The organism is Arthrobacter sp. FX8 (assembly GCF_026723805.1).
Taxonomy (GTDB): domain Bacteria; phylum Actinomycetota; class Actinomycetes; order Actinomycetales; family Micrococcaceae; genus Arthrobacter.
The window spans coordinates 1,727,217-1,740,528 of record NZ_CP113505.1; the positions used below are offsets into that span (position 1 = coordinate 1,727,217).

Genomic DNA, 13,312 nt, shown 5'->3' on the forward strand with positions numbered 1-13,312 from the left:
GGTCAGACGGCTTGTTCGTTGGCAGCCCGCGCCTCTGCTGCCGCAATAACCGGAAGCGTCCGCACGTACGTGTCCGGGTTCAGGGACACCGAATCGATCCCCTGGCTGACCAGGAACTCCGCAAGGTCCGGATGGTTGCTGGGCCCTTGTCCACAGATGCCGATCTTGATGCCGGCGGCATGGGCCTTGCTGATCGCCTGGGCAATCATGGACATTACTGCCGGATCCCGCTCATCGAACAACCCGGCTAGTTCCTCCGAATCGCGGTCCACCCCCAGGACCAGCTGGGTGAGGTCGTTGGAACCGATGGAAAAACCGTCAAAACGCTTGGCGAATTCCTCTGCCAGGACCACGTTGGATGGGATCTCACACATCATGTAGAGCTGGAGCCCTTCGGCGCCGCGGACCAGCCCGTGCTCTTCCATGGCCTGGATGACCTGGTCCGCTTCCCGCACGGTGCGGCAGAAGGGGACCATGACAATCACGTTGCCGAACCCGGCCTGCTCCCGGACGCGTTTGAGGGCCTTGCACTCCAGCGCGAATCCTTCCCGGTAGGCGTTGCTGTAGTAGCGGGAGGCGCCGCGGAACCCCAGCATGGGGTTTTCCTCGGGACGTTCGAAAGCGCTGCCGCCGATCAGGTGGCTGTACTCGTTGCTCTTGAAGTCGCTCAACCGGACGATCACCGGTTTGGGATGGAAGGGGGCGGCGATCTTGGCGATCCCCGTGGCCAGCACGTCGATGAAGTACTCCTGCGGGTCCTGGTAGCCGCTGGTGAGCTGCCGGATGAGCGCGGCCTCCTGGGGGTCTGACACCCGTTCCGGATGGACCAGGGCCATGGGGTGGATGCGGATCAGGTTGTTGATGATGAACTCCATCCGGGCCAGGCCTACGCCGTCCGCAGGCAGCCGCCACCACTTGAACGCGGCGGCCGGGCTGGCGATGTTGATCATCACGTCCGTGCGGGTGGCCGGGAGGGCGTGCATGTCCACGTCCTCCACGGAGAACTCCAGCAGTCCTTCGTAGACGCGGCCCTCTTCGCCTTCCGCGCAGGACAGGGTGACCTGGCCGCCGTCGGGAAGGACCTCTGTAGCGTTGCGCGTTCCCACCACTGCGGGCACGCCCAGTTCGCGGCTGACAATGGCGGCGTGGCTGGTTGTGCCGCCGTGGTCCGTGATGATGCCCGCGGCCCGCTTCATGACGGGAACCCAGTCCGGGTCCGTCATCCGGGTGACCAGCACGGAGCCGTCCACGAATGATTCGATGTCTTTGGCATCCCGCACCACGCACGCCTGGCCGCGCGCGACCGAATCTCCGATGGCGGCGCCGGTGACCAGGACCTTCCCGGGCCCTGCAAGGTGGTAGGTCCGGAAAGTTGATGTGCTCCGGCGGGCCTGGACGGTCTCCGGCCGTGCCTGCACCATGAAGAGTTCGCCGGTGACCCCGTCCTTGGCCCACTCCATATCCATGGGCCGGCCGTAATGTTCCTCCACCGCGACGGCCCAGCGGGCCAACAGGACAATCTCGCGGTCATCCAGTACCCGTGAGCTCTGCTCCCGCCCGGTCGTCTCCACCATCATGGTCCTGGCATCGCCACCGCGGCTGTACACCATTTTGCGTTCCTTGGCACCGACTTGCCGCTCGATCACGGGGCTGAAGCGCCGGTCTGCAAGGAGCGGCTTGAACACCTGGTACTTGTCCGGGTTGATGGTGCCCTGGACCACCGTCTCCCCCAGCCCCCAGGCGGCGCTGATGACCACCACGCCGGGAAAGCCGGACTCCGTGTCGATCGAAAACATCACCCCTGATGCGCCAAGGTCCGAGCGGACCATCCGCTGCACTCCAACGGACAGGGCAACGTCGAGGTGGTCGTAACCCTTCATTTCGCGGTAGCTGATGGCACGGTCCGTGAACAGGGAGGCGTAGCAGCGCCGGCACGCCTCCAGGACCGCGCGCTCCCCGGCCACGTTCAGGAAGGTTTCCTGCTGGCCGGCGAAACTGGCGTCCGGGAGGTCCTCGGCCGTGGCACTGCTGCGGACCGCAACGGCCACTTGGTCTTGCCCGGTGCGTTGGCAGAGGGCCCGGTAGTGCTCCTGGATGTCGGCAGTGATGTCCGCCGGGAAGGTGGCCTGCAGGAACAGTTCGCGGATCGCCGCCCCGGCCTGCCGAAGTGTTGCTGCCCCGGCGCGGTGGTCCTCCATGTGCTTCCTGATCCGGGGCTCCAGGCTGTTGGCAGCAAGGAAAGCGCGGTAGGCGGTGGCCGTGGTGGCGAACCCTTCCGGAACCCGGACTCCTGCCGGCTGCAGCGCACGGCTCAACTCCCCCAAGGAGGCGTTCTTTCCCCCTACGGAGGGGATGTCCGCGATCCCGGTTTCTTCAAGCCATTTGACGCTGACATCGGCCAGGGACGTTTCTGCAGCGGCGGTCATGGCTCGATTCTGGCCTTGGTGGCGCCGGGGCAGGCAGAGTCTTTGGTCCTAGCTCCGCCGCAGGCGCGCCCGGGCCGCTTTGTGGATCCAGTCTGCAAGAAGGACAGCGGGGGCCGCGAGAAGTGCCAGGAGGAAGCCCAGGGGAGGCGGCGGGGCCTGGCCCAACAGCGTTGCAAGGTAGGGCAGGAACAGGCACACCGCAAGGATGGCCAGTTCCGCAAGAACTGCCCATACCAGAAGCCGGTTGGTACCCCATCCCAGCTTCCAGGGCGGCACGGTGGCGCTCCGGCAGGCAAAGGCGTTGGCCAGCTGTCCCAGGACCACGGCGGTAAAGGCGGCGCCGGAGGCAGCCATGAGGAGCCCGGGCTGGGGAACCTGCCCCCGGATCCACCCGCCGGCAGCGAGGACAACGGAGAAGACGGCCATTTCCATGGCGGCCTCCGTGGGACCCAGGATGCAGAAGACACGGATGATCAGTTGCCGGTCCATCAGGTGCCGGCGTTCGGGCGGACGCGCCAAAACACGCCGGCCGGGCGGTTCGGCGCCAAGGGCCAGCGCGGGCAGCAGGTCGGTGCCAATGTCCAGGGCAAGGATTTGAAGGACACCGAGGGCAAGCGGGAAGTGGCCGCCGGAGAGCGCCCAGATGACAAAGGGAGTCAGCTCCGCCACGTTGTCGGTGAGATGGTAGGTGAGGAACCGGTGGATGTTGGCGTAGGTTGCCCTTCCTTGTTCGATGGCTGCCACGATGGTGGCGAAATGGTCGTCCAGGAGGACCAAATCCGCGGCCTCCCGCGCCACGTCAGTTCCGCTCCGCCCCATGGCCACGCCGATGTCGGCTTCGCGAAGGGCCGGGCCATCGTTGACGCCGTCGCCGGTCATGGCCACCACATGCCCACGGGCCTGCAGCGCCTTGGCCACGCGGAGCTTCTGTTCGGGCGAGACCCTGCTGACCACCACTCCGTCACGGTCCAGGAGTGCGCCGAGTATTTGCTCGTCCTCCGGAAGGTCTGCGCCTTCCAACACGTATTCAGGCGTTCCGGCAAGGCCGATCTGCCGGGCGATCGCTGCCGCCGTGGCAGGGTGGTCGCCGGTGATCATGGCGACCTTCAGGCCCGCCTGCCGCGCCGTTCGGATGACGTTGCCCACATCCGGCCGGGGCGGATCCTGCAGTCCGATCAGGCCCAGGAGTTCCATGTCCGTTTCAAGTTCTGCGGCAGGGCTGGTCTGCCAGGTTTCGGGTGCTCCCGCGAGACGCCGCCGTGCCACCGCAATGACGCGCAGGCCACGCGTTGCCATCACCTCTACCTGTTCCTTGACCTGACCCGGCACGGATTCACACAGTGGGAGCACGGTTTCGGGGGCACCCTTGCAAAACAGCTCGGGCCCCACAAGGGCAGACTCCCTGCGCCGCACCGGATCGAACGGCAGCCGGCGCGATGCCGCGGGCCCGGACCCGGCGCCTGTCAGCCGGCGGGCCAGCACGTCCACGGCAGCTTCCATCGGGTCACCCTGTGCACGCCACTGTCCATCGTGCAGCTCGGCCCTGCCCTGTGAAGCGGTGCGGGCGGCGAGCGCCGCCCGGGCCGCCCTGGCCGTTCCCCGGCCCTCGATGTGCGCGTCCGGGTCATACCCCTGGCCCGTCACGTGGACGGTCCCTTCCAGGGTGAAGACCTCGACGGCGTTCATTCGGTTCTGCGTCAGTGTCCCGGTTTTGTCGGTGCAGATGAAGGTGGTTGAGCCCAGGGTTTCCACGGCTTCAAGGTTGCGGACCAGGCCGTTGCGGGACGCCATGCGCTGGGCGCCCATGGCCAGGGACAGCGTGACAGTGGGCAGGAGCCCTTCCGGGACCAGGGCCACGGCCACGCCGATCGAGAACAGGAAGGAATCCCGCCACTGAAAGCCCACCAGCAGCGACGCCAGGAAGAAGACCGCTGCGATACCCAGCGCCATGCCCGCAGTAACGCGGACAATCCGCCGCAGTTCCAGGGACAGCGGCGTAGGAGGAGGAACCGCTCCGCTGGTGAGGGCGGCAATTCCGGCCAGCCTGGTCCTGGCTCCCGTGGCGGACACGGCGGCCTCTCCGTAGCCGTTGACCAGGAAGGTACCGCCCCACGCCGCGTCACCTGCGGCTTTCGGCACTGGCTCGCTTTCGCCCGTCAGCATGGATTCATCCATTTCGCAGGCCGATGCTGACAGCAGGACCATGTCTGCAGGCACACGGTCACCGGCACTGAGCAGCACCACGTCGTCAACCACCAGCTCGCTGGCGTGGACCTTGCGCACCGTCCCGTCCCGCCGCACCACCACGTCGGCGGGCAGCAGGCCGCGCAGCCTGGCGGCGGCATGCTGGGCGCGTTCCTGCTGGATGTGGGCGAACACCCCGTTGACAATGACGACGACGATGATCGCCACGGCCAGCTGCGGCATGTCCGCAACGAATGCCAGCGCGGCGGCGCACCACAGCATGAGGGCGAAGAAGTGCGTCATCTCCCCCACAGCTTTCGCCATTGCGGGACGGGTTTCTCCGCCGGGAGCTGGTTGGGGCCCGCCTGCTTCAGGAGCTGCGCTGCCCGTTCGGAGCTCAGGCCCTCCGCAGTCCTCACACAGCGTCCGCCTCCTGGCCCACCAGGAGCACCGGGCAGGTTGAGTGGGCCGCGCACGCCTTGCTCACCGATCCCATGGACGACTTAAGCAGGCCGCCTTCGCCATGCCTTCCAACAACCAGCATCTGCGCGCGGCGGCTCTCCTCCACCAGCACTTTCGCCGGAGGGCCGAACTTGATGGTCACGTCGATGTTTTCGGGCCGTTCCCCGGAGAAGGCCCGGCCCAGAGCATCTTCGACCAGGCGGCCGGCGGCGTCCTCAAGCCTGGCGGTGAACTGCCGGTCCGCCCCTTCCAGGCGGGACATCACCAGGTAGTCCGGCATTCCGACGCATGAAATGACTTCCAGCCGCGTGCCCAGGCGGGCTGCCAGCGTGCCCGCATAGCGCAGGGCTGCGGAGGAGTATTCGGATCCGTCCACACCTACAATGACGGGTTTGGCCCCTGTTTCTGCGTTCATGGACACCACAATCCCGGCTGCGGGCGGCGCTGGGAAGGGCCAAAAGTCATGCCCGGCGGCCACACCACCTCCCGCTCCGGGCAGGCCTGGCGGAAGGAAGCCGGCATCAACCGCGTTGCCGTGCCTCGTCCGCTCCGCGCAATGCCCTGAGTCCGTTCAGGATGGTGGCCAGGTCAACTACCTCCTGCAGGAGGGCACCGGCAACAGCGGGAATGAAACCCGTCATGGCGATGGCCATCAGGATGAGGCTGAGCCCGATCCCAGTCCAGATACTTACCAGGGCCACAGCAACGGTCCGCTTTCCAATGGCCACGGCCAGGGCCACCTTGGACAGGTCATCGAGCATGATCACCACGTCCGCGGACTCGCTGGCCGCGGTGGCCCCCTTGGCACCCATGGCGATCCCAACGTCGGCGGCGGCAAGGACCGGGGCATCGTTGACGCCGTCACCCACCATCAGGACGGGTCGTTCCAAAATGGCCGCAACCGTGTTGACTTTGTCCTCTGGAAGGCATTCGGCCTGGACGTGGCCCATTCCCGCTTCCTCGGCGATGTGGGCAGCCGTCGCGTGGGCATCACCGGTCAGCAGCATGGTGTTCCGCACGCCCAGCCTGTGCAAGCGCGCCAGGGTGGCCACGGCGTTGCGGCGCAACGGGTCCTTCATGATCAGTGCACCCGCGTACTCGCCGTTGACCGCCACGTGGACTGCCAACTGGCCACTCTGGACTGCTGCTTCCCGGTATCCGCTGGCCGAACTGCGGATCAGGGCGGCTTTTCCCACCACCACCTGCTGGCCGTCGCAGACAGCTTCAACCCCGTGCGTGGCGTTTTCGGTCGCCTGCTGCACCTGCAGCAGTTCAATGTTCGCTTCCTTGGCGGCTTCGATCACGGATGCTGCCAGCACGTGGGAGGAATACTGCTCGGCGGAGGCCGCCAGCTGCAGGATCTTCCGGCTGCCAAGGGCTTCCCCGGGCCCGGCGCCACCTGGATCCCGTCCAGGACCGGGCGGCCGGAGGTGAGTGTTCCAGTCTTGTCGAACACCGCTGTCTGCGCCTTGGCAAGCTGCTCCAGGCTTCTGGTGTTCTTGATGATGATGCCCTTGTGGGCGGCCTGGCTGGTTCCAGCCAGGAATGCCACCGGCGCTGCGATCAGGAGCGGGCACGGGGTGGCCACCACCAGCACCTGGGCAAAGCGGAGCGGCTCACCTGACAGGAACCAGCCGGCCCCGGCCATGGCCAGGGCGAGGAGGGTAAAGGGCACCGCGTAGCGGTCAGCGAGCCGGACTACCGGCGCACGGCTGTTGGACGCTTCCTCCACCAGGGCGATGATCCGGCTGTACTGGGAGTCAGCCGCGGTGGCCGCCGCCCGCATGCGGATGGCGGCCACGCCGTTCACCGAACCACTCAGCAGCAGCTCCCCCTTGCTACGCTCCACCGGCAGGCTCTCCCCCGTCAGCGATGATTCGTCCATGCTTGCTGAATCGGACAGGAGTTCGCCGTCAACAGGTACCAGCTCGGAGGGGCGGACCACCAGCACGTCCCCGGGCACCACCTCGCCTATCGGGGTGTCCTCCAGGACTGTGTCGGCACTTTCCCTGTGGGCAAAGCGGGGAGCCCGGTCCAGCAGGGACCGCAATTCACGCGCGGCGCGTCCCTGGGCAAAGTTTTCCAGTGCCTCCCCGCCGGTGAGCATCAGGATCACCACCAGGGCCGCGAGGTACTCCCCGACGGCCACCGTGCTTGCAACCGCCATCAGGGCCAGCAGGTCGATGCCCCAGCGTCCCTCCCGCAACGACCGGACCATGCCGGCCGCCCGCGCCACCACGATGATGGCAGCGTAGGCCGAGGCGAGCACGCGGACCTGCAGTTCCAGCCCAAACTGCAGCAGCACCAGGGCGGCAAGGAGTACCAGGCAGGTCAGCGCGACGACGGGATACCGCCGGAGGAAGCCCCACACCTTCTGCACGGGCGAGCCGACGCGTTCCTCGACCTCAACGCTGCCGGCGGTTGCCGCAGGCGGGACGGCCTGCTTTCTCATTCAGGACACTTTCAACATGGGCGGTAGCGGTCCTCACACATAAGACTGAAACTATCCTGATGCCGGCAGTACGGCTAGGGCATTAGGCCCCGGCCGGCGGCATGACCTTTGGCCCTGCCCCGCCGGCGGCCCCGGGAGCATGGTTGAGGGGCAACATGCCGCCTATCCGGACCGGGAGCCTCCATGAAAGCCGTCGTCCTCTATGACTCCGCGTATGGAAACACCAGGACCATCGCCGAGGCGATGGCATCGCGCCTGGGGCGGGACGCGGCCGCTGTTCACGTTGACGGTTTTGATGCCGACGCCCTGCACCCGGGTGACCTGCTCGTCGTCGGCAGCCCCATCAACGGCTGGAAGCCGACTGCCCGGATCACCGAAACGCTGGCAGACCTCGGGCGCCGGGGACTGGCAGGGGTGAAGGCAGCAGCCTTCGATACGAGGGTGAAGCTGTTCATCCACGGCGACGCTGCCAGGAAGATGACGAAGGCACTGACGGAGGCAGGTGCCAGCATCGTTGGCGGACCCATGGCTTTCTACGTCAAAGGCAGCGAGGGCCCGCTGGTCGACGGTGAGGCCGAGCGGGCGGCAGCCTGGGCCGCCGGACTTGCGGCCGGGGCGGGCAACGGTACTGCATAGGCGGGGACGCTGTTACTTTGCAGCCGTGGACGGTAGAGCGGTTCTTCGCCGGCGCTCCGGACGCCCTTGGGCTCTACCAGGCAGCGGAGCGGATGGCGGCGGAGCTGGGCCCCCATGAGGTCCGGGTCGGAAAGAGCCAAATCTCGTTCCGCCGGCGCCGGGGCTACGCCTACCTGTGGCGGCCCGGGGTCTACGTGAATTCCCCGGTTCCGCTGGTCCTGTCCCTCGCGCTGCCGCGGAACCTGGGCTCGCCGCGCTTCAAGCAGGTCGTCCACCCGGCGAAAGGAACCTGGATGCACCATCTGGAGCTCACGGACAGTTCCCAACTCGATGCCGAGGTCCGCGGTTGGCTGCTCGAAGCGTATGAGGCTGCGGCCTGACCTGGCATGCCCTTTAGAGTCCTATGGCCCTGTCACGTTGGCCGCGGGATGGCAAGGCTGGGGGCATGACTGAAAATGGCCAGCAGCCGCGAAAGATCCATGTCACCGAACAACCCGTCGCCGTGGTCCGTGAACGGGTTCCCATGGACGCTCTGACGAGCTTCTTCAGCCGGGCCTTCGGTGAGGTGATGGCCGCGGTGCAAACGCAGGGCGTCAGCCCGGCAGGACCGCCGTTCGCGCTTTACCACGGCATTCCCGGCGCCACGGTGGACGTCGAAGCCGGGTTCCCCGTCGCCGGGAACTTCCAGGGAACAGGCGAGGTGGCCCGCGGCGCGCTTCCCGATACTGACGCGTTCGAGGCCATCCACACGGGCCCTTACGACACCCTCGGCAGCACGTACGATGCCATCCGCGAACGGATGGAAGCCGAGGGCGCTGCCCCTGCCGACACCATGTGGGAGTACTACCTGACCGATCCGGAGCAGCAGCCGGATCCGGCCACGTGGCAGACCAGGGTCATCTGGCCGGTGGACTGAGTCGGCCAGGGTTTCGGCCGCCCCGGGGCCTGGTCCTGCATTATCTTCCGGGGCCGCGACTGAAGGTGAGGTCCCAGGGCTGCACGCCGTGGCTGGTTTCGGACCACCCGTCGCGGGCCAGCTCCCGGCGGAGCTGGCTGAGGCTGGCCTGCATGCCGGGAGCCCACGCCTCTTCGGGAGGTGTCGGGTTCAGCGGCGGACCGGGAAACGTATCGCTGGCATAGAGCCGGCGTCCGTCCCCGGTCCTGGCCACAAACTGCAGTTGCGTCCGCCCGTACTGTGAGCCCAGCGTGTACAGGATCCGCGCCCACCACTTGCGCGATGCGGCGTCCTCCAGCTCTATCCGGAGCCGCTCCTCGGGACCGGGACCTGCGTATCCGGGAGCTGGTTTGCCTGGGCGGCCAGGTCGAGGTGCATCTTTCGTCATGTCGTCCTCCGGGAACCGCAACATCGTGAACTCCCCAGTCTTCCGCGGCCCGGCTTAATGGGACAGGGCCCTTCGGCACTGAACTTCGGGGCATGCTGCCATCGCTAGCATCCCCGGAGCCGGCGATCAGGGTCTTTGGTCCCTAATAGCACGCCGCGGTCCTCTGAGATGGTGGTCTGGGCCGGAAGCACCACGCTGGGGTTGTGCATCCGGGTTTGCCGCGCCCGGTGTCGGCCGGCATGCAGCCTCATCAACGGAGGCGGGACGCTAGAGGAGAGCAAGGCTTATGGCAGGTACGTTCGAACTGTTTGTCGATGAAGATTCACAGATCCGGTTCCGGCTTGTGATGCCTGATGGACACGTACTGGCGGTATCCGGACAATTCGCGGACAAACGGGCGGCGGCCGCGGCCATCGAAGAGGTACGGGAATGTGCGGGAACCGGCCTGATCCGGGACATACCTTCACCGCCGCCGAACGTTGCCTGCAGCACCATCCCGCACGCGCGGCACGCGGTCCGGCGCGGGCCGCACAGGCTTGGCTCCCTGGGCGCCGCCTAGGGTGGAGGACGGTCGCGGCCAAAGCCCCGGTCATCAGAAGCTCGAGGAACTGCCCGAACCGGAGAAGCTTCCGCCGCTGCTGCCGTACCCTGTGGTGCTGCCGCCGCCCCTGGCGGAATTGACGCTGCTGACGCCCGTATTGAAGCCGGAGTTGAAGGTAGCCACGGAGAAAAACTGGTACGACGGGTACACCGTGCCCAGGATGCTCGGCTCATAGCTCCGCTGCCTGCGGTGGTCCAGGCCCTCGTGGGCCGTCTGCATCTGCTCGCGCATCAGCCGTGCCTCGCGCTCATTCCTGGCGAATCCCTGAATGACTGTTTCCGCATGGTTCTCCAGCAGTTCCGAGAGCCGCGACCGCGCCTCGTAGAGCCGGTCCAGCGCCTCTTCCGGCGTGATCCGTCCATCTGCCAGTTCCGAGGTCCAGCGTTCAATGTTCCGCAGGCTTTCGTCGCGGAAGGAACGAAGCGCCGAGGCGGTGGCCGAGTCCCCCTGCCCGTGGCGCTTGGCCAGGAGTTGCTCAAGGCCGGCCAGGTCCTTGCGGAGCGGGGCAAGCTGCCGGTCCCAGGCGGTAGGCCATGTGTCGGCACGGTTCAACAGGGCGTTGCTGTCGGCGATGACATCATCCAGGGCATCCAGCTCGGCGGCGCTGTCCGCGAACCGGCGGGCAAGCTTGAGGTTTTTCCGCCTGCTGAGGGACCGTTTGGCCAGGGCGTGCACCTGGTTGGAGAGTTCCGTGGCGGCGGCATAGCGGGTCAGGAAGGTGCGGTGTTTCTCCAGGACCCTGCTGCCGTAGCGGGATGATTCGGGGATGGTCCCGGCGTTCAGTTCCGTGACGTCCAGGTCCATGCTGACGTTGGAGTAGCTCCGGTCCCCCCGTTCGATTTGTTTGCGGCAGGCAGCCCTGGTCACCGCCCGCACAATCAACCACGCCGCTGCCCCAAGGGCCGCAAGTCCCCCGGTGACCCAGGCGGTGATCAGGAATGCGGCGGACCGGTACCAGGGCTGGTTGATGAGTTCGGCGGCACGGCGAATGCCGGCCACAGTACCGTCGGTCCACTGCGCGTCCCGGAACAGTTCCTTTGAGGCCTCCTGGATATCGCTGCGCTGCTCGAGCGACACTTTCCGGTCCTCCCCCATATAGGTGCCCACGTGGCGGCCCACCGGGTCAAGCGCGAAAATGAACAGCCCATCGGCCCACTTCTGTCCGTCGGCGCTGATCCACTCAGGGTGCCTGGAGCGTGCGAACCTCAGGACCTCTTCATTGAGGTTGTCCTCAGCCTTTCCGTTGTAGGTAAAGACAGCAACACGGGTGGGCTCGTAAAACTGGATCCGTTCGACGGCGGGGACCAGCGTATTCCGGTCAAGCACCCCCGCTGTGTCCTCCACGATGACGGCTGACGGGGACACGGCATCACTTGGGGCCGCAACCCCCAGCAGGGAGGCGGCCAGGACAAGCATGATCACCCCAATACGGCGCACCAGGGTGCCCATATGCCTCCCCGCTTCCTAGAATCAGGATGGATTCCTGGAATCAGGATGAAACCAAGGGGCAGGGCCGCCAAAGGGCCGAAGGTCCCGCCGGCGAGGATCGGTCTGATGAGGAGCGCAGCCAGGTGATGCAGGATGCGGGTTCGATTGTGGCCGGCTATGACGGTTCGGATGGCGCCGCGGCAGCCGTCCGGTGGGCGGCGCGCCACGCCCGTGCCACCAACTGCGCGCTTCATGTGGTGCATTGTTCCCTGTGGCAGCTGCTGACCAGGCACCTCGGTCCGGTTCCAGGTGTGTCAGGCAGCGGCCTTGAGCAGTCCGCCCAGGCCGTCCTGGAAGAAGGGGTCTCGCATGCTGCAGCGGAAGTTCCAGGGGTCCAGATCCGCGGCACCCTGCTCCACGGACTACCCGCACAGCTCTTGGCCGAAATTTCCGGCGGCAAGAGGATGCTCGTAGTCGGCAGCCGTGGCCTGGGCGGCTTCCTTGGCCTCCTGGTGGGATCCGTTAGCCTGGAACTGGCGGCCACCGCCACCTGCCCGGTGGCCGTGATCCGGGAGGACACCCATCCTGGCGGACCCGTCGTCGCCGCCGTCGATGCATCAGGTTCCCCCTCGGCACTGGAAGACGCGTGCGCCGTTGCTTCCGGGTGGCACGCACGCCTTACGGTGGTCCACGTCCATCACGAGCCCGCCGGCTACACGCGGCTGGACGGGAAGGAAGCAGCGGCTGGCGCCCGGGAAGTTCTCGAATCCGCCGTGGACCGTGCACGAACCCTGGCGCCCAATATCTCCGTTGACGGCAGGATACTCACGGACAGTTCGGTCCCGCACGCCATCCTGCAAGCCGCCTCGGAAGCCCGGATAGTGGTGCTGGGTTCCCAGGGCCGCGGCATCCTCCGGGAGACCATCGGATCAACCGCCCACGCAGTACTGCACCACGCGCACGGGCCGGTCCTCATTTCCCGGCGCGGCGCATGATGGAGAAGGCCGCGGCAGGAGTGTCGGCCGGGCCACAGGCCGTACCTCCTCCTAAGCTGGTTCGGTGACCCCTGTTCCCTCCCCGGCCCGCTGGACGTCGTCGTCCATTCGGGCCCGGCGGACTGGTGGGTCATCCTTGCCGGGCTTGGACCCCTGGCCGTTCTTATCGCAGCCCTGCTGGCCTTCCACATCAACTGGCGCACGCTCAAGCAACGCACTGCCGCGGACAAGACCGCGCTGGACCAAAAGCGCGAAGCGGACGCCGACGCCCTGCGGCAAAAGACCGAAGCGGACAGCCGGGCGGAATGGTGGCGCCGCACCCAGTGGGCGCTCGACCGGGCGTTGGACCCGGATGCAGGGACAAAGGCGCTGGGCCTGGCGACGCTGGAAGTCCTTGCCAGGAGCGAACTGGCCCGCACCGAGGAACTCGAGTTGTTCGACATCGCCTGGAAGAGTGTGTCCGGGGACGAGAACGGGGACGATGCCGACGCCGGCCCAGGGCAGGAGAGTGCCGTCGTGGACGGCCCGGACAACTTAGGCGAGAATGGAATGACGGATGAAGACAGTGCCAAGGAGGCTGGACCATGAGCGCAGCATCGCCTGAACACCGCCTTGTCCACACTCCCCGAACCGGTACCAAGCCCGCGGGCAAAAAACCCACGCCTGCCGAGCACCGGGTCCAGGTTGCCGCGGCCAGGCTGCGCGTCACGCTTGATGAACGGCTGGGGCGGGAAACGCCCGCCAAGACCAAGGCGCTGGCCAAGGAACCGATCTAAATCCCGCTG

At 66.8% G+C, this 13,312-nt stretch carries 11 protein-coding genes and 2 pseudogenes; 7 read left to right on the forward strand and 6 right to left on the reverse strand.

Features of this window, described 5'->3' with window-relative positions; all coding sequences use genetic code 11:
* Positions 1 to 2: 2 nt before the first annotated feature.
* The 4 genes and pseudogenes from ppsA to OUO20_RS21670 form a co-directional block, all read right to left on the reverse strand.
* The gene (gene ppsA / locus OUO20_RS07845; protein WP_018769392.1) at positions 3 to 2,426 is read right to left on the reverse strand and encodes a phosphoenolpyruvate synthase; all 2,424 of its coding nucleotides are present in this window, start codon (positions 2,424 to 2,426) and stop codon (positions 3 to 5) included.
* 48 nt (positions 2,427 to 2,474) lie between these two features.
* A pseudogene (locus OUO20_RS07850) lies at positions 2,475 to 5,029 on the reverse strand (cation-translocating P-type ATPase).
* Complete coding sequence (locus tag OUO20_RS07855) at positions 5,026 to 5,487, reverse strand: universal stress protein (RefSeq protein ID WP_026265787.1); 462 nt, start codon at positions 5,485 to 5,487, stop codon at positions 5,026 to 5,028. Before OUO20_RS07855 ends, OUO20_RS07850 begins: the two are co-directional and overlap by 4 nt.
* Positions 5,488 to 5,593: 106 nt before the next feature.
* Positions 5,594 to 7,524: pseudogene (locus tag OUO20_RS21670) on the reverse strand (heavy metal translocating P-type ATPase).
* Positions 7,525 to 7,707: 183 nt separating this feature from the next.
* Here OUO20_RS21670 and OUO20_RS07865 point away from each other — a divergent pair.
* The 3 genes from OUO20_RS07865 to OUO20_RS07875 all read left to right on the forward strand — a co-directional run bounded on the left by OUO20_RS07865 (position 7,708) and on the right by OUO20_RS07875 (position 9,076).
* Positions 7,708 to 8,160, forward strand: a complete 453-nt coding sequence (locus OUO20_RS07865) for a flavodoxin family protein (RefSeq protein WP_056390564.1) — start codon at positions 7,708 to 7,710, stop codon at positions 8,158 to 8,160.
* A gap of 17 nt (positions 8,161 to 8,177) precedes the next feature.
* Positions 8,178 to 8,540, forward strand: coding sequence for a DUF5655 domain-containing protein (locus OUO20_RS07870; protein ID WP_018769397.1), 363 nt, complete (start codon positions 8,178 to 8,180; stop codon positions 8,538 to 8,540).
* A 65-nt stretch (positions 8,541 to 8,605) separates the two neighbouring features.
* Complete coding sequence (locus tag OUO20_RS07875) at positions 8,606 to 9,076, forward strand: GyrI-like domain-containing protein (protein WP_056390568.1); 471 nt, start codon at positions 8,606 to 8,608, stop codon at positions 9,074 to 9,076.
* Positions 9,077 to 9,116: 40 nt separating this feature from the next.
* Here the strand turns inward: OUO20_RS07875 and OUO20_RS07880 are convergent, their stop codons facing one another.
* A complete protein-coding gene (locus OUO20_RS07880) occupies positions 9,117 to 9,503 on the reverse strand; it encodes a hypothetical protein (protein ID WP_268003199.1) in 387 nt (128 codons plus the stop codon).
* A gap of 286 nt (positions 9,504 to 9,789) precedes the next feature.
* Between OUO20_RS07880 and OUO20_RS07885 the strand changes: the two genes are divergently transcribed.
* Complete coding sequence (locus OUO20_RS07885; RefSeq protein ID WP_056390572.1) at positions 9,790 to 10,062, forward strand: YegP family protein; 273 nt, start codon at positions 9,790 to 9,792, stop codon at positions 10,060 to 10,062.
* A 33-nt stretch (positions 10,063 to 10,095) separates the two neighbouring features.
* Here the strand turns inward: OUO20_RS07885 and OUO20_RS07890 are convergent, their stop codons facing one another.
* Positions 10,096 to 11,553, reverse strand: a complete 1,458-nt coding sequence (locus OUO20_RS07890) for a DUF5129 domain-containing protein (protein WP_268003200.1) — start codon at positions 11,551 to 11,553, stop codon at positions 10,096 to 10,098.
* A 26-nt stretch (positions 11,554 to 11,579) separates the two neighbouring features.
* On the opposite strand from OUO20_RS07890, the gene OUO20_RS07895 reads away from it, so the two are divergent.
* The 3 genes from OUO20_RS07895 to OUO20_RS07905 all read left to right on the forward strand — a co-directional run bounded on the left by OUO20_RS07895 (position 11,580) and on the right by OUO20_RS07905 (position 13,303).
* On the forward strand, positions 11,580 to 12,527 hold the full coding sequence (locus OUO20_RS07895; protein WP_268003202.1) for a universal stress protein: 948 nt from the start codon (positions 11,580 to 11,582) through the stop codon (positions 12,525 to 12,527).
* A 342-nt stretch (positions 12,528 to 12,869) separates the two neighbouring features.
* The gene (locus OUO20_RS07900; protein WP_268003204.1) at positions 12,870 to 13,115 is read left to right on the forward strand and encodes a hypothetical protein; all 246 of its coding nucleotides are present in this window, start codon (positions 12,870 to 12,872) and stop codon (positions 13,113 to 13,115) included.
* On the forward strand, positions 13,112 to 13,303 hold the full coding sequence (locus OUO20_RS07905; RefSeq protein ID WP_018769404.1) for a hypothetical protein: 192 nt from the start codon (positions 13,112 to 13,114) through the stop codon (positions 13,301 to 13,303). The genes OUO20_RS07900 and OUO20_RS07905 overlap by 4 nt, the downstream gene beginning before the upstream one ends.
* The last annotated feature ends 9 nt before the right edge of the window (positions 13,304 to 13,312 follow it).